The organism is Microvirga thermotolerans (assembly GCF_009363855.1).
GTDB classification, from domain to species: Bacteria; Pseudomonadota; Alphaproteobacteria; order Rhizobiales; family Beijerinckiaceae; genus Microvirga; species Microvirga thermotolerans.
Genome location: NZ_CP045423.1, coordinates 1,956,451 through 1,978,549, shown reverse-complemented (window position 1 = coordinate 1,978,549; position 22,099 = coordinate 1,956,451). Strand labels below are relative to the sequence as shown.

Annotated in this window: 20 protein-coding genes, 1 tRNA gene and 1 pseudogene; 6 read left to right on the top strand and 16 right to left on the bottom strand. The window is 67.6% G+C overall.

Translation table 11 applies throughout. The features are described from left to right. Window positions 1-5 precede the first annotated feature (5 nt). From clpX to GDR74_RS09150, 4 genes are all read right to left on the bottom strand, one after another. Entirely contained in the window at window positions 6-1,274 is a 1,269-nt protein-coding gene (gene clpX, locus GDR74_RS09165) for an ATP-dependent Clp protease ATP-binding subunit ClpX (RefSeq protein WP_152586025.1), read from the bottom strand. A gap of 225 nt (window positions 1,275-1,499) precedes the next feature. After that, complete coding sequence (locus tag GDR74_RS09160) at window positions 1,500-2,132, bottom strand: ATP-dependent Clp protease proteolytic subunit (RefSeq protein ID WP_152586024.1); 633 nt, start codon at window positions 2,130-2,132, stop codon at window positions 1,500-1,502. Window positions 2,133-2,210: 78 nt separating this feature from the next. Next, window positions 2,211-3,620 carry a trigger factor gene (gene tig / locus GDR74_RS09155; RefSeq protein ID WP_152586023.1) on the bottom strand — a complete coding sequence of 470 codons (1,410 nt, stop codon included), beginning with the start codon at window positions 3,618-3,620 and terminating at the stop codon, window positions 2,211-2,213. A gap of 114 nt (window positions 3,621-3,734) precedes the next feature. Then, window positions 3,735-3,819, bottom strand: a tRNA-Leu gene (locus tag GDR74_RS09150). Between the two features lie 186 nt (window positions 3,820-4,005). Between GDR74_RS09150 and GDR74_RS09145 the strand changes: the two genes are divergently transcribed. After that, window positions 4,006-5,358 (top strand): multicopper oxidase family protein, encoded by a 1,353-nt coding sequence (locus tag GDR74_RS09145; RefSeq protein WP_152586022.1) that lies wholly within the window; start codon window positions 4,006-4,008, stop codon window positions 5,356-5,358. Here GDR74_RS09145 and GDR74_RS09140 read toward each other — a convergent pair. Then, window positions 5,351-6,835, bottom strand: a complete 1,485-nt coding sequence (locus GDR74_RS09140) for an NAD(P)H-hydrate dehydratase (RefSeq protein WP_152586021.1) — start codon at window positions 6,833-6,835, stop codon at window positions 5,351-5,353. The two genes, GDR74_RS09145 and GDR74_RS09140, sit on opposite strands and share 8 nt — an antisense overlap. 176 nt (window positions 6,836-7,011) lie before the next feature. Here GDR74_RS09140 and GDR74_RS09135 point away from each other — a divergent pair, with 176 nt between their 5' ends. Beyond that, entirely contained in the window at window positions 7,012-7,350 is a 339-nt protein-coding gene (locus GDR74_RS09135; RefSeq protein WP_109596927.1) for a P-II family nitrogen regulator, read from the top strand. Between the two features lie 68 nt (window positions 7,351-7,418). After that, a complete protein-coding gene (gene glnA / locus GDR74_RS09130) occupies window positions 7,419-8,828 on the top strand; it encodes a type I glutamate--ammonia ligase (RefSeq protein ID WP_152586020.1) in 1,410 nt (469 codons plus the stop codon). 107 nt (window positions 8,829-8,935) lie between these two features. Here the strand turns inward: glnA and GDR74_RS09125 are convergent, their stop codons facing one another. After that, window positions 8,936-9,637: a helix-turn-helix transcriptional regulator gene (locus GDR74_RS09125; protein WP_152586019.1), complete on the bottom strand. Its 702-nt coding sequence runs from the start codon at window positions 9,635-9,637 to the stop codon at window positions 8,936-8,938. A gap of 122 nt (window positions 9,638-9,759) precedes the next feature. Here GDR74_RS09125 and GDR74_RS09120 point away from each other — a divergent pair, with 122 nt between their 5' ends. After that, entirely contained in the window at window positions 9,760-10,389 is a 630-nt protein-coding gene (locus tag GDR74_RS09120) for a LysE family translocator (RefSeq protein ID WP_152586018.1), read from the top strand. A 151-nt stretch (window positions 10,390-10,540) separates the two neighbouring features. Here the strand turns inward: GDR74_RS09120 and GDR74_RS09115 are convergent, their stop codons facing one another. Both GDR74_RS09115 and GDR74_RS09110 read right to left on the bottom strand, forming a co-directional pair. Further along, a complete protein-coding gene (locus tag GDR74_RS09115) occupies window positions 10,541-11,206 on the bottom strand; it encodes an outer membrane protein (protein ID WP_152586017.1) in 666 nt (221 codons plus the stop codon). A gap of 265 nt (window positions 11,207-11,471) precedes the next feature. Continuing rightward, window positions 11,472-12,170, bottom strand: a complete 699-nt coding sequence (locus tag GDR74_RS09110) for an alpha/beta fold hydrolase (protein ID WP_152586016.1) — start codon at window positions 12,168-12,170, stop codon at window positions 11,472-11,474. A gap of 163 nt (window positions 12,171-12,333) precedes the next feature. Between GDR74_RS09110 and GDR74_RS09105 the strand changes: the two genes are divergently transcribed. Further along, complete coding sequence (locus tag GDR74_RS09105; RefSeq protein WP_152586015.1) at window positions 12,334-13,752, top strand: DEAD/DEAH box helicase; 1,419 nt, start codon at window positions 12,334-12,336, stop codon at window positions 13,750-13,752. Between the two features lie 49 nt (window positions 13,753-13,801). Here the strand turns inward: GDR74_RS09105 and GDR74_RS09100 are convergent, their stop codons facing one another. Both GDR74_RS09100 and GDR74_RS09095 read right to left on the bottom strand, forming a co-directional pair. Further along, a complete protein-coding gene (locus GDR74_RS09100; protein WP_152586014.1) occupies window positions 13,802-14,164 on the bottom strand; it encodes a TfoX/Sxy family protein in 363 nt (120 codons plus the stop codon). 9 nt (window positions 14,165-14,173) lie between these two features. After that, the gene (locus tag GDR74_RS09095; protein WP_152586013.1) at window positions 14,174-14,554 is read right to left on the bottom strand and encodes a HesB/IscA family protein; all 381 of its coding nucleotides are present in this window, start codon (window positions 14,552-14,554) and stop codon (window positions 14,174-14,176) included. A gap of 280 nt (window positions 14,555-14,834) precedes the next feature. Between GDR74_RS09095 and aac(6') the strand changes: the two are divergent. Then, window positions 14,835-15,313, top strand: a pseudogene (gene aac(6') / locus GDR74_RS09090) (aminoglycoside 6'-N-acetyltransferase). Window positions 15,314-15,324: 11 nt separating this feature from the next. On the opposite strand, the gene GDR74_RS09085 reads toward aac(6'), so the two are convergent. The 6 genes from GDR74_RS09085 to GDR74_RS09060 all read right to left on the bottom strand — a co-directional run bounded on the left by GDR74_RS09085 (window position 15,325) and on the right by GDR74_RS09060 (window position 21,906). Further along, window positions 15,325-15,621, bottom strand: a complete 297-nt coding sequence (locus tag GDR74_RS09085) for an SUF system Fe-S cluster assembly protein (protein WP_152587713.1) — start codon at window positions 15,619-15,621, stop codon at window positions 15,325-15,327. 95 nt (window positions 15,622-15,716) lie between these two features. Further along, window positions 15,717-16,952: a cysteine desulfurase gene (locus GDR74_RS09080; protein WP_152586011.1), complete on the bottom strand. Its 1,236-nt coding sequence runs from the start codon at window positions 16,950-16,952 to the stop codon at window positions 15,717-15,719. A gap of 58 nt (window positions 16,953-17,010) precedes the next feature. Continuing rightward, on the bottom strand, window positions 17,011-18,324 hold the full coding sequence (gene sufD / locus GDR74_RS09075) for a Fe-S cluster assembly protein SufD (RefSeq protein WP_152586010.1): 1,314 nt from the start codon (window positions 18,322-18,324) through the stop codon (window positions 17,011-17,013). A 1-nt stretch (window position 18,325) separates the two neighbouring features. Beyond that, window positions 18,326-19,078, bottom strand: a complete 753-nt coding sequence (sufC, locus tag GDR74_RS09070; protein ID WP_152586009.1) for a Fe-S cluster assembly ATPase SufC — start codon at window positions 19,076-19,078, stop codon at window positions 18,326-18,328. Between the two features lie 114 nt (window positions 19,079-19,192). Continuing rightward, window positions 19,193-20,665 carry a Fe-S cluster assembly protein SufB gene (gene sufB, locus GDR74_RS09065; RefSeq protein ID WP_152586008.1) on the bottom strand — a complete coding sequence of 491 codons (1,473 nt, stop codon included), beginning with the start codon at window positions 20,663-20,665 and terminating at the stop codon, window positions 19,193-19,195. Window positions 20,666-20,733: 68 nt separating this feature from the next. After that, window positions 20,734-21,906, bottom strand: a complete 1,173-nt coding sequence (locus tag GDR74_RS09060) for a cysteine desulfurase family protein (RefSeq protein WP_152586007.1) — start codon at window positions 21,904-21,906, stop codon at window positions 20,734-20,736. Window positions 21,907-22,099: the final 193 nt, after the last annotated feature.

Sequence of the window (22,099 nt, the reverse complement as noted above, 5' to 3'; positions counted from 1 at the left end):
GTTCCTCAGGCGCTGGCGCTCGCGGTCTGGTCGCCGCGATCGCCGTGGATGAAGAGGGGCTTGGCCTTCCCTTCGACCACCTCGGGACCGATCACCACCTGCTCGACGGAGTCGAGGCCGGGCAGCTCGTACATGGTCTCGAGGAGGATGCCCTCCATGATGGAGCGCAAGCCGCGCGCGCCGGTCTTCCGCTCGATCGCCTTGCGCGCGATCATGGTGAGCGCCTCCTCCTGGAAGGTCAGGCTCACGTTCTCCATCTCGAACAGGCGCTGGTACTGCTTCACGAGCGCGTTCTTGGGCTCCTGGAGGATGCGCTTCAGGGCCTCCTCGTCCAAGTCCTCGAGGGTCGCGAGCACGGGAAGGCGGCCGACGAACTCGGGAATGAGGCCGAACTTCAGCAGGTCCTCGGGCTCGACGCCGCGGAAGATCTCGCCCGTCCGGCGGTCGTCCGGCGCCTCGACAGTGGCCCCGAAGCCGATGGACGTGCCCTTGCCGCGACCGGCGATGATCCGCTCCAGCCCCGCGAAGGCGCCGCCGCAGATGAACAGGATGTTGGTGGTGTCCACCTGCAGGAACTCCTGCTGGGGATGCTTGCGTCCGCCCTGGGGCGGAACGGAGGCCACCGTGCCCTCCATGATCTTCAGAAGGGCCTGCTGCACGCCCTCGCCCGACACGTCGCGGGTGATGGAGGGGTTGTCCGACTTGCGGGAGATCTTGTCGATCTCGTCGATGTAGACGATGCCGCGCTGCGCCCGCTCCACATTGTAGTCGGACGCCTGGAGCAGCTTCAGGATGATGTTCTCGACGTCCTCGCCCACGTAGCCGGCCTCGGTGAGGGTCGTGGCATCGGCCATGGTGAAGGGCACGTCCAAGATGCGGGCCAGGGTCTGCGCGAGCAGCGTCTTGCCCGAGCCGGTCGGCCCGATGAGCAGGATGTTGGACTTGGCGAGCTCCACGTCGTTGTGCTTTGCCGCGTGAGCCAGCCGCTTGTAGTGATTGTGCACCGCAACAGAGAGCACCTTCTTGGCGTGCTCCTGGCCGATGACGTAATCGTCGAGGACGCGGCTGATCTCCTTCGGGGTCGGGACGCCGTCGCGAGATTTCACCAGCGACGACTTGGATTCCTCGCGGATGATGTCCATGCACAGCTCGACGCATTCATCGCAGATGAACACGGTGGGGCCAGCGATCAGCTTGCGAACCTCGTGCTGGCTCTTGCCGCAGAAGGAGCAGTAAAGCGTGCTCTTGGAGTCGTTGCCGCCAGCTTTGGTCATTATCACATCTCCAATCGGCGCCGGGGCGGCTCGTGCCGGCCCGGCATCCTTTAGTTTAGGAGCGCTGGAGCTAATGAAAGGTTCCAGCGCTTAGAAATTTCGAGCCCCCTATCGGACCGCGCCCCGAATCCGCATGCAAACACGCGAGCGGGTAGCGATCAATAGGAACGGGGCAGGACGCCAAAAAGACGCACCGGCCCCGAATTTATCCCCAGCAATTCGGAATCAGGGCTGCGGCGCGGCCGGCTCGGGGCGCTTGCTCAGGACCTGGTCGATCAGCCCGAACTCCTTGGCGGCATCGGCCGTCATGAAGTTGTCGCGCTCCAGGGCCTGCTCGACGGAGGCGATGTCCTGGCCCGTGTGCCTCACGTAGATCTCGTTGAGCCGCCGCTTGAGGGCCTCGCTCTCGCGGGCGTGGATCATGATGTCCGTCACCTGGCCCTGGTAGCCGCCCGAGGGCTGGTGAACCATGATTCGGGCATTGGCGAGGGCAAACCGCTGCCCCGGCTCGCCGGCGGCCAGGAGGAGCGAGCCCATGGAGGCCGCCTGTCCGACGCACAGGGTCGAGACGGGGCAGCGGATGAACTGCATGGTGTCGTAGATCGACAGGCCGGAGGTCACCACCCCGCCCGGCGAGTTGATGTAGAAGGAGATTTCCTTCTTCGGGTTCTCGGCCTCGAGGAACAGGAGCTGCGCCACGATCAGCGAGGCCGAATAGTCCTCCACCGGCCCAGTGAGGAAAATAATCCGTTCGCGCAGGAGACGCGAATAGATGTCGAACGCGCGCTCTCCGCGATTCGACTGCTCGACCACCATCGGGACGAGCGTGTTGTTGTACAACGCAACCGGGTCTCTCATCGTCTCACTGCTCCAAAGGCGGCCGCGCGGATGCGCGGCCGGTAGATGATGCAAGCGGCGAGACGCCCGAAAAGCGCGTTACTCGCTCTTGCTGGTCTTCTTGGCGCCCTTCGCCTTCGACTTCGGCTTGGACTCGGAGGCACCCTCCTCGCCCTCGTCGTCGCCGAACAGCGCTTCCTTGGAAACGGTCTCGTCCACGACCTTCACCTGGGACAGGATGTGGTCGATGACCTTTTCCTCGAAAAGCGGCGCCCGGATTTCGGCCAGAGCCTGCGGATTCTTGCGGTAGAAATCCCAAACCTGCTTCTCTTGGCCAGGGTACTGGCGAACCCGCTCGACGAGAGCCTGGGTGACCTCGTCGTCGGAGATCTTGATATCGGTCTTCTCGCCGATCTGCGCAAGCACCAAGCCGAGGCGGACGCGGCGCTCCGCGATCTTCCGGTACTCGGCGCGGGCCTCCTCCTCGGTGGTGCCCTCGTCCGCGAAGGTGCGGTTGTTGGCGCGCATGTCGCCCTCGACCTGCGCCCAGACCGCGGCGAATTCCTGCTCGACCAGGCTGGGAGGCAGCTCGAAGCTGTACTTCTCGTCCAGGGCGTCGAGGAGGTCCTTCTTCACCCTGCGGCGGGACTGCGCGTCGAAATCCCGCTGGATGGCGCTGCGGATGGCCTCCTTCAGCTTGTCCAGGGACTCCATGCCGAAGCCCTTGGCCAGCTCGTCGTCGATCTTGAGCTCGCCCGGAGCCTCGACCTCCTTCACGGTGACGTCGAACTCCGCGTCCTTGCCGGCGAGGTGCGCCGCCAAGTAGTTGGCGGGGAAGGTCACCTTCACGACCTTGGTGTCGCCGGCCTTCACGCCGACGAGCTGGTCCTCGAAGCCCGGGATGAAGGTGTTGGAGCCGAGCTCCACTCGGATGTCCTCGCCCTTGCCGCCCTGGAACTCCTCGCCGTCGATCCGGCCGACGAAGTCGACGACCACCCGGTCGCCCTCCGCGGCCTTGCCCTTCTTGGGCTCGAAGGAGCGGTTCTGCTTGGCCATCCGCTCGAGCGATTCGTCGATCTCGGCGTCCGTCACCTCGGCGACGGGGCGCTTCACCGTCACGTCCGACAGGTCGACCAGCTCGAAGACCGGGAGGACCTCGAGCGCGACCGTGAAGGCGAGATCGCCCTTGGCGTCCATGACCTTCTCGATCTCGTCCTTGCTCTCGGGCAGCTTCACCTGGGGCTCATGGGCGAGCTTGAGGCTGTTGTCCTCGACGATCCGGCGGTTGGCCTCGTTGACGGCATTCTGGACGACGTCGGCCATCACCGAGCGGCCGTAGACCCTGCGCAGATGCCCCACCGGCACCTTGCCGGGACGAAAACCATTGATTCTCACCCGGTCCTTAAGGGTCGACAGCTCGTCGTTGAGACGCTGCTCCAGCTCCGTCGCCGGGAGAACGACCTTGAATTCTCGCTTCAAGCCTTGGGACAGAGTTTCCGTCACCTGCATGGTTATATCGCCTTCGCTTACTCGAAAAAATCTTCGTCCCAGGCTCCGGCCGTTGCGGCTCGCCGCCGTCAAACAGGCCCGCGGGAGCCGTCCGGAGACCAACCCAGACGGAGTTGGTGCGGGCGGAGGGACTCGAACCCCCACGACTTTCGCCGCTGGAACCTAAATCCAGTGCGTCTACCAATTCCGCCACGCCCGCGCGGGAGGCGGCGCGATGCACCCCTCGTCCGGGACGGGGCTCTATAGCACGCTTGAAGGCGGGCGCATCAAAAAAGTTCGTGTTCGGCTGCGGGTTGCGGCCGGCCGGGAAGCAACAAAACTTGGCCGTTCGCGTTCAAGCCTGTACCCCGGACCTCCCGAACGCCGCCAGAAGGGCCTCCGCCGCATGATCACCCGCCGCGCCGCCACCGCCGGTCTCGCAACGCTGCTCTTCGGGCTCGGACGTCGGTCCGGCACGGCCGCGCCCGGCGCCTCCGACCCCTGGCTGCCCCTCCCCGGGGAACTCGTCGCCGCCCCGGGCCGCCGCCGCCTGCGCCCGGATGCCGCTGCCGAAGCCGAGATCCTGACCCTGGGCGACCGCCTTCACCCCGCCTTCCGGCTCAAGGCAGGCGCCCCCCTCGCCTTCACCTTCAGGAACGGCACGGCCCTGCCCCTGAGCCTGCACGTCCAGGGCATGCGCGGCCTCAACGGCATGGACGGGGTCGGAGGGCTCACGCAGCCTCCTGTCGCTCCGGGCGAGACCTTTACCTACCGTCAGACCCCACCCGATCCCGGCACCCTCCTGATCCGCCCCTGCGTCCTGGGACGCAGCGCCGAGCCGCTGGAGCGGGGCCTGTCGGCCCTGCTGGTCGTCGAGGAGCCTGCCCCGCCGCCGGTCGACCTGGATGTCCCGCTCCTGATCGACGACTGGAGCCTCGGCGAGGACGGCGCCCTCGCACCCTTTCCTGCGGACGCGGGCCCGAATCCCGGCGGTCGGCTCGGCAACCTGCTGACGGTCAACGGCGCGCCGGCGCCGTGGCGGGTCGAGGCGCCGCCCGGGGGCCGCGTGCGGCTTCGCCTCGCCAATGCCTGCAATGCCCGGGCCTTTCGCCTGCGCTTCGACGGCCTGAAGGCCACGGTGATCGCCGTGGACGGGCAGCCGACGGACACGTTCGAGCCCCTGCGGGCCTCCCTGCCCCTCGCGCCGGGCAGCCGCTACGACCTTCTCGTGGACCTCCCGGCCGGGGCCGCCGAGACGGGACGCGTCGTTGCCCTCGTCGGCAACGGCTTTCCTCTCGCGGAGATCGCGGCGGCGGGAGATCCGGGCCCGGCGCGCCCGGCGCCCTCGCCGCTTGCGCCCAACGGCAAGCTGCCCAGCGCCATCGCCCTGGAGAAGGCGGCCCGCAAGGACGTGCTCATCCAGGGCGAGGACGGAAAGCCCGCGCCCTGGACCCTCAATGGCGCGGCGGGGGACGCGGCGGCGCCCCTCCTCAAGGTCAGGCGCGGCTCGCCCGTCGTCCTGACCCTGATCAACAGAACGCCCCTCGTGCAGCCCTTCCACCTGCACGGCCACGTCTTCCGCCTTCTCCATGCCCTCGACGACGGCTGGCAGCCCTATTTCCTGGATACGGTCCAGGTTCCGGAGAACAAGACGGTCCGGATCGCCTTCGTGGCCGACAATCCGGGCCGGTGGCTCCTCGCCTCGACGGCGATGGAGCGGTTCGACGCGGGCCTGTGGACCTGGATCGAGGTCAGCTGAGGAGCTGCCTCAGCACGCCGGGGATCAGGTCCGCCAGATCCTCGGCAATGAGCCCCGGCCCGAAGCCCGCCCCCGCCGCCGCATGGATGAAGACACCCGCGCAGGCCGCCTCGAAGGCCGGCATGTGCTGGGCCATCAGCCCGGCGACGATTCCGCCGAGCGTGTCGCCGGAGCCCGCGGTCGCGAGATAGGGGGTCCCGTTCTCGTTGATGGCGGCGCGCCCGTCGGGGGCGGCGATCACCGTGTCCATGCCCTTGAGCACCACCACGGCGCCGGTATAGGCGGCGGCGCGGCGGGCGCGCTCCAGCTTCGAGGGCGGATCGAGGATGTCCGGGTGCCCCTTGAAGAGGCGCGCGAACTCGCCCTCGTGCGGCGTCAGCACCGCCGGTGCTCCGTGAAAGACCCGATGCAGTTCCGAGGCCAGCCCCTCGAAGGATGTCAGCGCATCCGCGTCGAGGAGCAGGGAGCGCCGGGCGTGGATCGCGACCGTGACCATGGCCCGGGTCGCCGCATGGACGCCGAGGGCGGGCCCGAGCAGGAGCGCGTTGAAACGCTCGTCCTTGAGGATCGCATAAAGCCCCTCCGGCCCGTCGCATCCGCGCAGCATGACCGCCGTGAGCTGCGCGGCGTTGATCCCCAGGGCCTCGGGCGGCGAGGCGACGGTCACCAGGCCCGAGCCGATCCGCAGGGCGGCCCGCGCGGCCAGCCGGGCCGCCCCGGTCCGGGTCGCCCCGCCTGACAGGACCAGGGTGTGGCCCCGGTCGTACTTGTGGGAATCGAGGCCGGGCCTCGGCAGCGCCTCGCGCCACAGGCCCGGCGAATTGGCGAAGGTCTCGACACCGGACGTCCTCGCGTGAGGATCGATCCCGATATCGGCGACCTCCACCGTCCCGGCGAAGCGGCGGCCCGGCAGAAGCAGGTGGCCGGGCTTGCGGGCGGCGAAGGTGACCGTGCGCTGCGCGAGCACGGCCGCTCCCCTGACCGCCCCCGAATCGCTGTCGATGCCCGAAGGCAGGTCCACGGCGAGCACCGGCCGGCCGGAGGCGTTCATGCGCTCGACCGCCTGTCGCGCCTCTCCTTCGAGGTCGCGCTGGAGGCCGGTTCCGAAAAGGGCGTCGACGATCAGGTCGGCCTCGTCGAACGCAGCCTCCCGAACGGGGATCGCCTGCCCTTGCCACTCGGCCGCCGCCAGGGCGGCGTCGCCCCTCAGCCGCTCGCGGTCTCCGAGCAACGCAAGGGTGACGCGGCAGTCCCGCCCGGCCAGCAGGGCGGCGGCCACGAAGCCGTCTCCCCCGTTGTTGCCCGGCCCGGCCGCGACGACCACGCGGGCACCGGGAGGCGCCATGCGCAGGGCTGCCTCGGCCACGGCGTGGCCGGCCCGCTTCATGAGCGTCAGTCCCGGAGTGCCGGCCGCGATCGCCGCGGCGTCGGCCTGCCTCATCTGGTATGCGAGAGGGAGCGGTTCCGGGCGTGTCATGGTGCTCCTGCGGTCCGGTTGTGACCGTAGCCGTTCGCGAATGCGGCATTTGCCCAAACTTTGATCATTGCCTGCCTCCTTCCGGGGCAAAACCGAGGGGTCGGGAACGCACCGGCCATGGAAGCCCCCAGCCGGTGGTGCTAAAAGCGGCAAAACGCGAAGCGGGCGGTCCTCGAATGAAAAAGATCGAAGCCATCATCAAGCCCTTCAAGCTCGATGAAGTCAAAGAAGCCCTCCAGGAGGTCGGCCTCCAGGGCATCACGGTCATCGAGGCCAAGGGTTTCGGACGCCAGAAGGGCCATACGGAGCTCTACAGGGGCGCCGAATACGTGGTCGACTTCCTCCCCAAGGTGAAGCTGGAGATCGTGCTGGCCGACGACATGGTCGACAGCGCCATCGAGGCGATCCGCAAGGCCGCGCAGACAGGCCGCATCGGGGACGGGAAGATCTTCGTGTCGACGGTGGAAGAAGCCGTCCGCATCAGAACGGGCGAAACCGGATCCGACGCGATCTGAGCTCGCCGCGCATTCCGCCGCCGCCGGCTGCGGGCAACGATTTACGGCCAGAAGAGGACGAGACGATCATGCAGACCGCCAAGGATGTGCTCAAGGCGATCAAGGACAACGACATCAGGTATGTCGACTTCCGTTTCACGGACCCGCGCGGCAAGTGGCAGCACGTGACGTTCGACCAGTCGATGATCGACGAGGACGTGTTCGCCGACGGCGTGATGTTCGACGGCTCGTCCATCGCGGGCTGGAAGGCGATCAACGAGTCGGACATGATCCTCATGCCCGATCCGGCGACCGCGCAGATGGATCCGTTCTTCTCCGCAGCGACCCTGTCGATCGTCTGCGACATCCTCGAGCCCGCCACCGGCGAGCCCTATAACCGCGACCCGCGCGGCATCGCCAAGAAGGCGGAAGCCTACCTGAAGTCCACGGGAATCGGCGACACGGTCTATGTGGGCCCCGAGGCCGAGTTCTTCGTGTTCGACGACGTGAAGTTCACGGCCGATCCCTACAACACGGGCTTCAAGCTCGATGCCTCCGAGCTGCCGATCAACGGCGACACGGACTACGAGGGCGGCAACCTGGGCCACCGCATCCCGATCAAGGGCGGCTACTTCCCGGTTCCGCCGCTCGACTCCGGCCAGGACATGCGCGGCGAGATGCTCGCCGCCATGGCGGCCATGGGCGTGACGGTCGAGAAGCACCACCACGAGGTGGCCTCGGCCCAGCACGAGCTCGGCACCAAGTTCAACACGCTGGTGCGGACCGCCGACGAGATGCAGATCTACAAGTACTGCATTCACAACGTCGCCCAATCCTATGGAAAGACGGCGACATTCATGCCGAAGCCCGTCTATGGCGACAACGGCTCGGGCATGCACGTTCACCAGTCGATCTGGAAGGGCGGCAAGCCCATGTTCGCGGGCAACAAGTACGCGGACCTGAGCCAGGAATGCCTCTGGTACATCGGCGGCATCATCAAGCACGCCAAGGCGCTGAACGCCTTCACGAACCCGTCGACCAACTCCTACAAGCGCCTCGTTCCCGGCTACGAGGCTCCGGTGCTGCTCGCCTATTCGGCCCGCAACCGCTCCGCCTCCTGCCGCATCCCGTGGACGACCTCGCCGAAGGCGAAGCGCGTCGAGGTCCGCTTCCCCGACCCGACCGCCAATCCCTATCTCGCCTTCGCGGCCCTTCTCATGGCCGGCCTCGACGGCATCCAGAACAAGATCGACCCGGGCCCGGCGATGGACAAGGATCTCTACGACCTGCCCCCGCGCGAGCTGAAGAAGATCCCCACCGTCTGCGGGTCGCTGCGCGAGGCGCTCGCGAGCCTCGACAAGGACCGCGCCTTCCTGAAGGCCGGCGGCGTGTTCAACGACGACTTCATCGACAGCTACATCGAGCTGAAGATGACCGAGGTCGCCCGTTTCGAGATGACCCCGCACCCGGTCGAGTTCCAGATGTACTATTCCTGCTGATCGGGCGGGACGGGACTGGCCGCGGATGGCGGCCCTCCGGAGCCGGAGCCTCTCGGGGCTCCGGCTTTTTCGTGCCCGGTCGGCTCGGCCGCCCCAATCGGATGCGCTCAGGCCGGAGCCGCAGCCGGATCCCCCGTCCACCCGGCGACCCATGCGCGCCGCAGGTCGTCGCCCTGTCCCTTGAAGAAGGTCTCCGTGGCGGCGCTCGCCTCCACCCGGTCCGTCCGGAACTGGCGCAGGTCCTGCCGCAGCTCGCACCAGGCGACGATGTTGGCCCGCTCCGCGTAGTAGATCAGCGCGATGGGCCAAATCCGCCGCCGCGTCGCCCGCCCTTCCGCATCGCGATAGGCGATCTCGAGCACCCGCTCCTCCCGGAGCGCCGCCCGCACGGCCGCAAGGTCGATTCCGGCGGGCGCAGGGGCAATGGCGCCCCAGGCATGAAGGGCGCTGCCCGAGAGAACCTGGCGGAGGGGCGGCGGCACCGCCGCCGCGATCTTCTGAGCCGCCTGCCTGGCGGCACGCTTGAGCCCGTCGTCGCCGATCCGTTCCAGCAGGGCCAGCGAGAGCACGAGCGCCTCCGTCTCGTCGATGGAGAACATGAGCGGCGGCAGTTCGAACCCCCGCTTCAGGCGATATCCGATGCCGCGGCCGCCCTGGACGGGGATCCCCATCCCCTGCAGGGCGGCGATGTCGCGATAGACCGAGCGGGACGCGACCCCGAGCGATGCCGCCATCCCGGCGGCCGTCACCGGACCGTCCGCGAGCCTGAGAATCTGGACGATCTCGAACAGCCTGGAGGCCTTCCGCATGGCGGCATCCCTCCCTACTGACAGAACGCTGTCAGTTGCGGCGTCCGGTACGAGCCCTCAACCCGTTGGAAAGCAAGAGCCGTTGGGTCATTCAAGGGAAAGTCTCCCGGCAGTTCCTGACAATGACCTATAGCGCGAATCTCTGGCTCTTCCTCACCCTCCTCTTCGGAATCGTCGTCATTCCCGGCATGGACATGCTGTTCGTCCTCACCAATGCCCTGACCGGCGGACGGCGCGCGGGCCTCGCCGCCACGGCCGGCATCATGGTGGGAGGCGCCGCGCACACGCTGTTCGGAGCCCTCGGCGTGAGCCTGATCGTCGGCCTGGCTCCTCGGGTCTTCACCGTGCTGCTCTATGCGGGCGCGGCCTACATGGCCTGGATCGGACTGACCCTGCTGCGGAGTTCCATCTCGCTCGGAACGGTCGACGGTCCGGGCGCGCGCTCCCACTGGATCGCCTTTCGCCAGGGGGCGGTCACGTGCCTTCTCAACCCCAAGGCCTATCTCTTCGTCCTCGCCGTCTATCCGCAGTTCCTCCTGCCCCGGTACGGCGCGATCTGGGCCCAGGCCCTTGTGATGGGCCTCATGACCGTGCTCGTGCAGCTTGCAGTCTATGGGGGCTTGGCGCTCGCCGCCGACGGCGCGCGGACCGTCCTCGTCGCGAGTCCTCGCGTCACCGCCTGGATCGGACGCGGCGCCGGTCTTCTCTTCGTTCTCGTCGCCGCAGCGACCGCGCTGCGCGCGTCGCTATGACGGCTCGCGTTCAATGACGCGCTGAATGTCGGGCGCGGCGGACGAAGGCCTCCGCTCCGGAAAGCCTCACCTCACCAGGCCAAGGACCGGACGAAAAACGAAAAGGCCCGGCGTTCCCGCCGGGCCTCGCTGCCTTGGCGGCAGTTCTTTATCAGTAGGAGCCGAAGCGGTAGTTCAGGCCGGCGCGGACCACGCCGAACTCGTCCTTGCCGCGGCCGGCGGAGTATCCGACGACGTAGCCGTCGTTCCGGTGGCCATGATCGAGATTCACGTACAGACCCTCGACCTTGGCGCTCAGGTTGTTGGTGAAGGCGTACTCCAGGCCGCCGCCAGCGGTCCAGCCGCCGTTCCCGTCGCCATAGGCGAAGCCGCCGGTGGCATAGACGAGCGCGCGGTCGAAGGCCACGCCGGCGCGGGCGCGGACGGTGCCGAACCAGTCGTCGGACGAGCGGTCATAGGCATAGCCGAGGGCGTAATAGCCACGATCCCGGCTGCGGTCCGCGTACTGGATGTCGGCCTCGAGGCCGAGGACGAACATGCCCATCTGGTAGTTGTAGCCGACCTGGGCGCCGCCGACGAAGCCGCCGTCGTTGCCGCCGTCGCCGCTATAGCCGAGCACCGGGTCGAAGAAATAAGGCGACTTGTTGCTGGTGTTCCAGCCGTAGCCGGCATTCACGCCGACGTAGAAGCCGGTCCAGGTGAAGACCGGAACCGCAGCGACGACCGGGGCCGGAGCCGCGCGGGACGGCAGGTCGGCGGCCATCGCGCCGGCGGTGAAGCCCAGCAGGGCCACGGAGGAGAGCAGAATCTTCTTCATTGGATCCGTCCTGATGTGAGGAAAGCCATACTTGCAATGCTATTAACTAACACATGTGCGAATGTCTGTTACACACTTGCAACAGCGGCCCGAAACCGTAGCGGCAATTTTCAAATGACGCCGATCGGCAGCTGCCCCGGCCCGGAAAGGCTTGCGCTCACCGGCGAACGCAAGCCCCACCGGCTTCCTTGCACTCTGCGGCGGAAAGAAACGCCCGGACTTCCTGCGCATTCCGGCGGCGCGACCGACCCGGCGTCCTGATTCTTCACGCCTTTTCGAGCCAGATCCTGAGCGCGCGGCTCACCTCCTCCGGCCTTTCGAGCGTCGACAGGTGTCCCGCGCCCGGCACCACGACGAGGGAGGCCCATTCGATCATTTCCGCCATTTCCCGGGCGACGTCCGGCGGCGTGATCGCATCCTCCTCCCCGACCAGCACGAGGGCCGGAATTTCGATCTGGGGCAGGAGGGAGCGCGAATCGGGGCGGGAGAGAATGGCCCGCTGCTGCCTGACATAGGCTTCCGGTCCGACCTCCCGCATCATTCCGGTCACGCGGGCCTTCAGCCCGGCATCCTCCTGCCCCCGCTTCGAAACGAGACGCGGCCAGAGCCGGGAGACGACATCCTCGAATCGCCCGCCCTCCGCGAGGGCGATCATGCGCAGGCGCTCCTCCCGGGCCTGCTCCGTGTCCGGGCGGGCGGTGGTGTCCAGGAAGGCCACCCTCTCGACCCGCTCCGGCGCCTGCCGGAGGACCTCCATGGCCACGTAGCCGCCCATGGACAGCCCTGCGAGGGCGAAACGCTCCGGGGCCGCGGCCAGGAGGCGGGCGGCGATTCCCGCCATCGAGTCGTCCCGCGCATGGTCGGCGACCACGACTTTCGGCAGCGGCGAAAGCGCCCGGATTTGCGCTTCGTAGAGGCTGGATGTATTGGCGAGTCCGGGAATCAATACGAGTGTTTCGGCCATTGAGCCTTTTCCTTGGATTGACAAGGCCATAGCTTGTCCTATGGTCCGCCGCATCCTTGCTTGAGCAGAAAATCTCAGGTGAAACCAGTTTTGCGCCTGTTTGTTGCCGTATCGAGCGGCCGGCATTGAAAGCGCGTTCAGCTCTCAACGGTTAGATCCACTCATGTCGTTTGCCGAACTCGGACTTAGCGAGAAAGTTCAACAGGCCGTCGCCGCCGCCGGCTACACGGAGCCGACGCCGATCCAGGCCCAGGCCATTCCTCACGTGCTCGCACGCCGGGATGTGCTGGGCATCGCTCAGACCGGCACCGGCAAGACGGCCGCCTTCACCCTGCCGATGCTGACGCTCCTCGAGAGCGGCCGGGCCCGGGCGCGGATGCCGCGCACCCTGATCCTCGAGCCGACCCGGGAACTCGCCGCCCAGGTCGAGGAGAACTTCGACCGCTACGGGGTCAACCACAAGCTCTCCGTGGCCCTCCTGATCGGCGGGGTCTCGTTCGGCGACCAGGATGCCAAGATCACCCGGGGCGTCGACGTGCTCATCGCCACGCCCGGCCGTCTGCTCGACCATTTCGAGCGCGGCAAGCTGCTGCTCACCGGCGTCGAGCTCCTGGTGATCGACGAGGCCGACCGGATGCTCGACATGGGCTTCATCCCGGACATCGAACGCATCGTGAAGCTGGTGCCGTTCACGCGCCAGACCCTGTTCTTCTCGGCGACCATGCCGCCGGAGATCCAGCGCCTCGCCGACGCCTTCCTGCACAACCCGGTGAAGATCGAGGTGGCCCGCGCCGCCACCACGGCATCCACCATCACCCAGCGGCTCGTCGCCACCGGCTCCCAGGACTACGAGAAGCGCGAGACCCTGCGGGACCTGATCCGCGGCGCGACGGACCTGAAGAACGCGATCGTCTTCTGCAATCGCAAGCGGGACGTGGCCGTGCTCCACCGCTCCCTGCAGAAGCACGGCTTCAACGCCGCCGCCCTGCACGGGGACATGGACCAGCGCGCCCGCATGGCGGCCCTCGACTCGTTCCGCACCGGAGAGATCCCGCTCCTCGTGGCGAGCGACGTGGCGGCCCGCGGCCTCGACATTCCGGCGGTGAGCCACGTGTTCAACTATGACGTGCCGCACCACGCCGAGGACTATGTCCACCGGATCGGCCGGACGGGGCGCGCCGGGCGGACCGGCTTCGCCTTCACCCTCGTCGGCCCCGGCGACGAGAAGTCGCTTGCCGCCATCGAGAAGCTGATCGGCCAGTCCATCCCCTGGGAGGGGCCGACCCTCGCGGAGCGCCCGGCCTCGTCCGACACGCGCCCGTCCTCCCGGCGCGGGCGCGGTACGGGAGAACGCTCCCGCGGCGGCCGCAAGGTCGCCCGCGCAGGCGCCGGAATGCCGGCGGAGGACACGCCCGCCCCGCAGAAGGAAAAGGCTCCTTCCCGGGAGCGTCCGGCGGAGAAGGCGGCGCAGCGCGTCTCCGGCCGGCGCGAGCGCCATGATGCGGACGAGCCCGTGGTCGGCCTCGGCGATCACGTGCCCGCGTTCCTCCTGCGGCCGGTGCCGGCGAAAAAGGCGAAATAGGCCGAGGCCGCCCGAACCCGGCTTGCCGGAGAGGCTTCGTCCGCGGGCGTCACGCCCGGCGCGGCGGCCTCGCGGCCTTTCGGGAGGGCTTCGCGGCCCGCGCGCGCAAGGCGGCCTCGAGGGCCAGGGCCCCGAGGCGCTGCGCCTCGGCTTCGTCCTCGATGGCGGATTCGGGCATGAGCCAGTAGCTCATGACGGTGGTCCGGCCATTCCGGCTCGCATAGGCGAAGGGCCGGGAGTTCAGGGCCTCGAAGACAGGCGCGGTCCGAGCATCCGCCTTCAGGTAGAGCTCCCCGCCCGCCTCGAGGGCGAACATCGCATCCCCACGATAGATCCCGTGGCCGCCGAACATGCGGCGGATGCGGATCGGCCCGAGGCCCCGGAAGACGTCCCGGATGGCATCGGCATCCATAGGAAGGCTTCAGTGGGCCGCCTGGAGCTTGTCGGGAGCGGCGGGCGTGATGGCCACCGACTCGCCGCAGCCGCAGGCCGAGGTCTGGTTGGGATTGTTGAAGACGAACTGCGAGGCCATCTTGGTGGTCTGGAAGTCCATCTCCGTGCCGAGCAGGAAGAGCACGGCCTTCGGATCGATCAGGACGGTCACGCCCTTGTCCTCGACGACCTCGTCGAGGGGAGAGACGCTCTCCGCATATTCCATGGTGTAGGACATCCCGGCGCAGCCGCCGTTCTTGACGCCGACGCGCACGCCCACGATGGGCCTGTCGGCCCTGGCGATGATCTCCTTGACGCGATTCGCCGCCGCGTCGGTCAAGGTGATGACCTTGAAACCGGGTAGAGCCATTGCTTTCTCTCCTGACGTCCGGGTTCAAGGCCCGGGCAGAACGAGTTCCGTTTCCCGATAGATAGGCGATGGCAGGCCCGGCGTCGAGATTTATCGGCCCGCTCCCTACGGCCGAGGTTGACGCTGGGTCCTCCGATCCAATCTAAAGGGCCGTCCCAGAAAACAGAGAGCCGATGCCGCATCACACGCCGCTGATATCGACCATCGCGGTCGGACTGGTGCTGGCTTTCGGCCTCGGGGCCCTCGCCGACAGCATCCCCCCACGGCCGGCGACCTCCTCATGAGCGGGCCCGATCCGATCCGCATCGCGGAAGGCGATCCGCAGAGCGTCCCGCAATGGGCGCGCCTGCGGCATGCCCTCTGGCCGGAGGCGAGCCTCGAGGAGCATCGCCGGGAGGCATTGTCCATCCTGGAGGATCCGGACGGCGGCGTGGCCTTCCTGGCCCACCTCGACGGGCACGGCCCCGTAGGCTTCGCAGAGGCGTCGCTCCGGCGCGACTACGTGAACGGCTGCTCGACCTCTCCCGTTGCATTCCTGGAGGGGCTCTACGTGGCACCGCCCCACCGGCGCCGGGGGATCGCCCGGCGCCTCGTCCAGGCCTTCGAGGCCTGGGCCAAGGCGAAGGGATGCCGGGAGATGGCCTCCGACGCCGACCTGTCCAACACCGTCTCGCACGCCATGCACGAGGCGCTCGGCTTCGAGGAGACGGAGCGGGTGTGTATTTCAGGAAGCCGGTCAGCCCTGGGGACGGCGCCTGAGCCGGGGCCGATCACCACATGTCGAGGGCGACGCGCGCCTCGTCGGACATGCGGCTCTGGTCCCACGGCGGATCGAAGACCATGTTGACCTTGACCCCCTGCACGCCGGGCACGGCGGAGACGGCGTTCTCCACCCAGCCGGGCATCTCCCCGGCCACCGGGCAGCCCGGCGCGGTGAGGGTCATGTCGATGGTCACCTGCCGGTCGTCGTCGATCTCGACGCGGTAGATCAGGCCGAGTTCGTAGATGTCGGCCGGGATCTCGGGATCGTAGACCGTCTTGAGGGCGGCCACGATGTCGTCGGTCATGCGGTCGAGCTCTTCCGGCGGGATTCCGGCGCTGGGAGCCACCTGCGGCGCGTTGGGCGCATCGTTGATCGGGGTCAGGTCGTTCACAGCAATCCTCACGCGAACAGGGCCTCGGCCTTCTGCAGGGCCTCGGCCAGTTTATCCACTTCTTCCAGGGTGTTGTAGAGCCCGAATGACGCGCGGCAGGTTGCCGTCGCGCCGAACCGCTCCAGGAGCGGCATGGCGCAGTGGGTCCCGGCGCGCACGGCGATGCCCTGGCGGTCGATCACCGTTGCGATGTCGTGGGCATGGGCGCCCTTCATGTCGAAGGCGATGATGGCGCCCTTTTCCCTGGCGCGGCCGTAGATGCGCAGGGAGTTGATGGCCCCCAGCCGCTGGTGCGCATAGGCGGAGAGCGCGGCCTCGTGGGCGCGGATCCTGTCCCGGCCGAGTTCCATCATGAACCGGAGGGCCGCATCGAGCCCCACCGCCTCGATGATCGCCGGCGTCCCGGCCTCGAACCGGTGCGGGGGATCGTTGTAGGTGATGGCGTCCTGCCGGACCTCGCGGATCATCTCGCCGCCGCCCTGGTAGGGGGGCATCCGGGAGAGAAGCGCCTTCTTGCCGTAGAGAACGCCGATCCCGGTCGGGCCGTAGACCTTGTGGCCAGTGAACACGTAGAAATCCGCATCGAGATCGCGCACGTCCACGTCGAGATGGACCGCCCCCTGGGCGCCGTCCACCAGCACGGGCACCCCATAGGCATGGGCGATGCGGATGATCTCCTTGATCGGCGTCACGGTGCCCAGCACGTTCGACATGTGGGTGATGGCGACGATCTTCGTGCGGCTGGAGAAGAGCTTTTCGTATTCCTCCAGGAGGAAGTTGCCCTCCTCGTCCACGGGCGCCCACTTGATCACCGCCCCCTTGCGCTCGCGCAGGAAGTGCCAGGGCACGATGTTGGAGTGGTGCTCCATGATGGAGAGGATGATCTCGTCCCCCTCCCCGATCGCCATGCGGCCGAAGGAATCCGCCACGAGGTTGTACGCCTCGGTCGCCGACTTCGTGAACACGATCTCGTCGGCCGATTCCGCGTTCAGGAAGGTCCGGACGGTCTCGCGGGCCCGCTCGAAGGACTCCGTCGCGGCGTTGGCCATGAAGTGCAGGCCGCGATGGACGTTGGCATAGGCGGTCTCCATGGTGTCGACCATGGCATCGATCACCGCCCGCGGTTTCTGCGCGGAGGCCGCGTTGTCGAGATAGACGAGGGGCTTGCCGTAGACCTCGCTCGACAGGATCGGGAACTGGGCCCGGACCGCCTCGACGTCGTAGGGCTTTACAGGTGCGTTCATCGTCTCACCTCTCTCTGTCGTCATGGCCGGGCTCGTCCCGGCCATGACGCATCGGGTCCTACGAGCGGGCCCTCAGCCACTCCTCGACCGTGCCGGCCAGAGCCTCGCGCGCGGCGTCGTTGTCGACGAACTCGACCGCCTCGCCCAGGAAGGCCTGAATCAGGAGGCTTTCGGCCTCCTTCTTCGGCAGGCCGCGTGCCATCAGGTAGAACAGAAGGTCCTCGTCCAGCTGGCCGCAGGTGGCGCCGTGGGCGCACTGCACGTCGTCGGCGAAGATCTCCAGTTCCGGCTTGTTGTTCATCACGGCGCCCTCGCCCAGGAGGAGCGCTGCAGACATCATGCGGCCGTCGGTCTTCTGGGCGTGGTGGGGCACGATGATCTTGCCCTGGAACACGCCCGTCGCCTCGTCGTCCACCACGGTCTTGAACAGCTCGCGGCTTTCGCAATGGGGCGCGCCGTGCTCGACCACGAGGGTCGAGTCCGCGTGCTGGCGTCCCTTGACCATCGTCGCGCCGTTGATCTGCGCCCGCGCGTTCTCGCCGTCGAACCGCGCGAAGACCTGATGCCGGGAAACGGCGGCGCCGACGGTGAGGTTGACGCTGGTGAACTGCGCCTCCGCGCCGAGCTTGGCGGCCAGGGTCGAGAGCGCCAGCGCCCGGTCGCCCTCCGCGTTCAGCCGGACGTGACGGACGTTGGTCTCGTCGCCCGCGATCAGCTCCACCACGTCGTTGGGCTGGTGCCCCGCGCCGTCGTTGCTCTCGTGGCTTTCCAGGATCGTGGCCGAGGCACCGTTCTCCACGAGGACGAGCACGCGGGTCGCCGTCGCCACCCCGGCTTCGCTCGCCGTGACGAAGCGCAGGTGGACCGGCATCTCCACGGGACCGGCGATGCGCAGCATCACCCCATCCGCCATGAACGAGGTGTTGAGCTGATAGACCGGGTTCTCCGCCGCCCAGGGGATCGGGCTCAGATGCGCGAGCCAGTCGTGGCCGGAGGCGAGGGCCTCCGCGAGCGGAACGATCTCGACGCCCTCGGGGAGGGTCTCGAACGACACCGCCTCGCGCACGAAGTGGCCGTTCACGAACGGCACCTCGAGAGCCGCGACGCCCGCGAAGGCCCTGGCGCCCGCGAGAGCCGCCCGCGCCTCCTCGGCGGAGGGCTTCTTCGCGAACGGTGCGGCCTCGCGCATGAGGGCGCGCAGGTCCGTGTACTTGAACTCCTCGACCCGCCGGTGCGGCAGGCCGTTGCGGCTGAAGACCTCGAAGGCCTTCGCCCGGGATTCCGTATCGCCCGGGAGCAGGGCCTTGGCGGACTCGAAGGCCTGCGCCAGCCCCGTCTCGGCGGGCGTCTTCATGAGAGCGATCTCGGCCATGTCAGGCGGCCTCGCTGTCCCGGTAGTCGGCATAGCCGTTGGCCTCGAGCTCGAGGGCCAGTTCCTTGCCGCCCGACTTCACGATGCGCCCGGCCGACATGACGTGCACCGTGTCGGGCACGATGTGGTTGAGCAGGCGCTGGTAGTGGGTGATGACCAGGAAGGAGCGGTCCGGCGAGCGGAGCGCATTCACGCCCTCGGACACGATGCGAAGCGCATCGATGTCGAGACCCGAATCCGTCTCGTCCAGGATGCAGAAGCGCGGCTGGAGCAGCGCCATCTGGAGGATCTCCATGCGCTTCTTCTCGCCGCCGGAGAAACCCACATTGAGGGCGCGCTTGAGCATCTCCTTGGGGATTTCGAGCTGAGCGGCGGCGGCGTTGACCCGCTTGATGAAGTCCGGGGTGCTCAGCTCCTCCTCGCCGCGCGCCTTGCGCTGGGCGTTGAGGGCCGCCTTCAGGAACGTCATGGAGGCGACGCCGGGGATCTCCAGCGGATACTGGAAGGCGAGGAACACGCCGGCGGCGGCGCGCTGGTCCGGCTCCATCTCCAGGAGGTTCCGGCCGTCGAGCAGGATCTCGCCGTCGAGGACCTCGTAGTCCTCCTTGCCGGCGATCACGTAGGACAGGGTCGACTTGCCGGAGCCGTTCGGCCCCATGATGGCGGCGACCTCGCCGTCGTTCACGGTGAGGTCGAGCCCGTTGAGGATGCGCTTGTCCTCGATCTGGACCACCAGGTTCTTGATTTCGAGCATCTGAGTATTCCGTTGTTTGGCGTGAACGGCCGGACCAAGTCCGGCCATGACGGGCTTGAAGCCTTTCGCGTCATGCCCGGGATCGCCCCGGACATTCACGTTCCTGCCTTCCGATTAACCGACCGAGCCTTCGAGCGAGATCGAGATGAGCTTCTGGGCTTCCACGGCGAACTCCATCGGGAGTTGCTGCAGCACGTCCTTCACGAAGCCGTTCACGATGAGCGCCGTCGCCTCCTCTTCCGAGAGGCCGCGCTGCTGGCAGTAGAACATCTGGTCTTCGGAGATCTTGGACGTGGTCGCCTCGTGCTCGAACACCGCGCTCGCGTTCTTCGACTCGATGTAGGGCACCGTGTGCGCGCCGCACTCGTTGCCGATCAGGAGCGAGTCGCAGTTCGTGAAGTTGCGCGCGCCCGTTGCCTTGCGGTGCGCCGAAACCAGACCGCGATAGGTGTTCTCGGACCGGCCCGCCGCGATGCCCTTGGAGATGATCCGGCTCGTGGTGTTCTTGCCGAGGTGGATCATCTTGGTCCCGGAATCCACCTGCTGCCTGCCGTTCGACACCGCGATGGAATAGAACTCGCCGCGGGAATTGTCGCCGCGCAGGATGCAGGACGGGTATTTCCACGTGATGGCCGAACCCGTCTCCACCTGGGTCCAGGTGATGACCGAGTTACGACCCCGGCAGTCGCCGCGCTTGGTCACGAAGTTGTAGATGCCCCCGCGGCCCTCGGCATCGCCGGGATACCAGTTCTGGACCGTGGAGTACTTGATCTCCGCGTCGTCGAGGGCGATCAGCTCGACCACCGCGGCGTGGAGCTGGTTCTCGTCGCGCTTGGGCGCCGTGCAGCCCTCGAGATACGAGACGTAGGAGCCCTTGTCGGCGATGATCAGGGTGCGCTCGAACTGCCCTGTGTTCTTCTCGTTGATGCGGAAGTAGGTGGACAGCTCCATCGGGCAGCGCACGCCCGGCGGCACGTAGACGAAGGACCCGTCCGTGAAGACGGCCGAGTTCAGGGTCGCGAAGAAGTTGTCGGTCACCGGCACGACCGAGCCGAGATACTGGCGCACCAGATCGGGATATTCGCGGATCGCCTCCGAGATGGGCATGAAGATCACGCCCGCCTTCTTCAGCTCCTCCTTGAAGGTCGTCGCGACGGACACCGAGTCGAACACCGCGTCGACGGCGACCCGGCTCTGCGGCTCGACCCCGGCCAGGATCTCCTGCTCGCGCAGAGGAATGCCCAGCTTCTCGTAGGTCCTGAGGATCTCGGGATCCACCTCGTCGAGGGACTTGGGCGCCGGGTTCTTCTTCGGGGCCGCGTAGTAGTAGATGTCGTTGTAGTCGATCCTGTCGTAGGACACCCGCGCCCAGGTCGGCTCCTTCATGGTGAGCCAGCGCTTGTAGGCGTCCAGACGCCACTGGAGCATCCATTCCGGCTCGCCCTTCCTGGCCGAGATGAAGCGGATGACGTCCTCGGAGAGGCCCTTGGGGGCCTTTTCCATCTCGACTTCGGTTTCGAAGCCGTACTTGTACTGGTCTACGCCGATCGACCGGACCTGGTCGATCGTCTCCTGCACTGCAGGCATGTGTCTCTCCCACCGCTCACGGCTTCAAGGGCCGCGGGTTGATGACATGGAAAGGCAAGCGTGGCCGGTCAGGCTGCGCTTGCTCTCCGCTTATATAGGGTGTTGACCACCCTTTCGCACGCCTCCGCAAGGCGGATCACGTCGTCTTTCGTGGTCTTCCACCCCAAACTGACGCGCAGCACCCCCTCCGCCACGGCGGGATCCAGCCCCATGGCGTCGAGGACGTGCGAGCGCCGGACCTTGCCCGAGGAGCAGGCCGAGCCGGAGGACAGGGCGATTCCTTCCAGGTCGAAGGCGATCAGGGCGGTCTCGGCCTTGAGGCCGGGTATCGCAAAAGCCAAGGTGTTGGGCAACCGCGGCGCAGCTTCTCCGACGACGGCGGCATCCGGGGCGATCCGCCGGACGAGGGTCTGGGCCTCGTCGCGCAGGCCCTCGAGCCGGACCGCCTCCCGGTCGAGCTCGGCGAGAGACAGTTCCGCCGCGCGGCCGAAGCCTGCGATGGCGGCGACGTTCTCCGTCCCGGCCCTGTGGCCCTTCTCCTGCCCGCCGCCGCGGATCAGCCTGTCGGCGACTTCCAGCTGGTCCGAGGCGAGGACCAGGGCGCCCGCCCCCTTGGGCCCGCCGAGCTTGTGGGCGGAGAGGGTCAGGGCATCCACGCCGAGCCGCCGCATGTCCACGGGGATCTTCCCCGCGGCCTGCACCGCGTCCGTATGGACGAGGCCGCCGAACTCGTGGACGAGGCGAACGATCTCGGCGAGCGGCTGGAGCACCCCCGTCTCGTTGTTGGCGAGCTGGACGGAGACCAGCGCCCGCCGGGGAGCGAGGCTCTCGAGCCTCTCCCGCAGCCGGCCAAGATCGACGATCCCGTCCCTGCCGACCGGAAGGATGTCCACGGCATCGTGAGGGAAGCGGTGGCCGTTGAGGCCGCAGGGATGCTCGGTGGCGCCGATCAGGAGGCGGCTCGCCCCCTCCTCGCCGAGGCGGCGGAAGGACGGCGAGAGCACCATGTTGCTCGCCTCGGTCCCGCCGCTCGTGAAGATCACGTCCTTGGCTCTCGCGCCGACGAGGGCGGCCACCTTCTCCCGGGCCCGCTCGATGCAGGCCCGCGCCGCGCGGCCCTCCGCATGGACGGAGGAGGCGTTCCCGGGAAGCTCCAGCGCGCGCAGAACCTCGTCCGCCACCTCCGGCCGCACCGGCGCGGTGGCGTTGTAGTCAAGGTAAATGCGCCGATCCGCTGCCATCCCGCTCCCGTGCCGCACGAAAATCTTGCAATCGCCCCCGGTTGCCATGCTAAAGCACCGCAACCACATTCTCTCCGACCTGCCCGTCAGGCTGGCGCCGAGGGCAGGCATCGAGATACACAATAACAATTTAGAACAGTTCTAAAAATTTTACCGGTACAAGGGGCCTGAAGTCAAGGCTGCAGCGCTTTCC

What these genes read in the sequence shown, in the direction of transcription:
- GDR74_RS09125 (WP_152586019.1), bottom strand. Translation starts at nt 9,637, where the DNA reads ATGCGGAAGGCCTCCAGGCTGTTCGAGATCGTCCAGATTCTCAGGCTC.
- tig (WP_152586023.1), bottom strand. Translation starts at nt 3,620, where the DNA reads ATGCAGGTGACGGAAACTCTGTCCCAAGGCTTGAAGCGAGAATTCAAG.
- sufC (WP_152586009.1), bottom strand. Translation starts at nt 19,078, where the DNA reads ATGCTCGAAATCAAGAACCTGGTGGTCCAGATCGAGGACAAGCGCATC.
- GDR74_RS09145 (WP_152586022.1), top strand. Translation starts at nt 4,006, where the DNA reads ATGATCACCCGCCGCGCCGCCACCGCCGGTCTCGCAACGCTGCTCTTC.
- GDR74_RS09160 (WP_152586024.1), bottom strand. Translation starts at nt 2,132, where the DNA reads ATGAGAGACCCGGTTGCGTTGTACAACAACACGCTCGTCCCGATGGTG.
- GDR74_RS09060 (WP_152586007.1), bottom strand. Translation starts at nt 21,906, where the DNA reads ATGGCAGCGGATCGGCGCATTTACCTTGACTACAACGCCACCGCGCCG.
- GDR74_RS09120 (WP_152586018.1), top strand. Translation starts at nt 9,760, where the DNA reads ATGACCTATAGCGCGAATCTCTGGCTCTTCCTCACCCTCCTCTTCGGA.
- GDR74_RS09110 (WP_152586016.1), bottom strand. Translation starts at nt 12,170, where the DNA reads ATGGCCGAAACACTCGTATTGATTCCCGGACTCGCCAATACATCCAGC.
- GDR74_RS09135 (WP_109596927.1), top strand. Translation starts at nt 7,012, where the DNA reads ATGAAAAAGATCGAAGCCATCATCAAGCCCTTCAAGCTCGATGAAGTC.
- sufB (WP_152586008.1), bottom strand. Translation starts at nt 20,665, where the DNA reads ATGCCTGCAGTGCAGGAGACGATCGACCAGGTCCGGTCGATCGGCGTA.
- glnA (WP_152586020.1), top strand. Translation starts at nt 7,419, where the DNA reads ATGCAGACCGCCAAGGATGTGCTCAAGGCGATCAAGGACAACGACATC.
- GDR74_RS09140 (WP_152586021.1), bottom strand. Translation starts at nt 6,835, where the DNA reads ATGACACGCCCGGAACCGCTCCCTCTCGCATACCAGATGAGGCAGGCC.
- GDR74_RS09095 (WP_152586013.1), bottom strand. Translation starts at nt 14,554, where the DNA reads ATGGCTCTACCCGGTTTCAAGGTCATCACCTTGACCGACGCGGCGGCG.
- GDR74_RS09105 (WP_152586015.1), top strand. Translation starts at nt 12,334, where the DNA reads ATGTCGTTTGCCGAACTCGGACTTAGCGAGAAAGTTCAACAGGCCGTC.
- GDR74_RS09085 (WP_152587713.1), bottom strand. Translation starts at nt 15,621, where the DNA reads ATGACCGACGACATCGTGGCCGCCCTCAAGACGGTCTACGATCCCGAG.
- GDR74_RS09115 (WP_152586017.1), bottom strand. Translation starts at nt 11,206, where the DNA reads ATGAAGAAGATTCTGCTCTCCTCCGTGGCCCTGCTGGGCTTCACCGCC.
- GDR74_RS09100 (WP_152586014.1), bottom strand. Translation starts at nt 14,164, where the DNA reads ATGGATGCCGATGCCATCCGGGACGTCTTCCGGGGCCTCGGGCCGATC.
- GDR74_RS09080 (WP_152586011.1), bottom strand. Translation starts at nt 16,952, where the DNA reads ATGAACGCACCTGTAAAGCCCTACGACGTCGAGGCGGTCCGGGCCCAG.
- sufD (WP_152586010.1), bottom strand. Translation starts at nt 18,324, where the DNA reads ATGGCCGAGATCGCTCTCATGAAGACGCCCGCCGAGACGGGGCTGGCG.
- clpX (WP_152586025.1), bottom strand. Translation starts at nt 1,274, where the DNA reads ATGACCAAAGCTGGCGGCAACGACTCCAAGAGCACGCTTTACTGCTCC.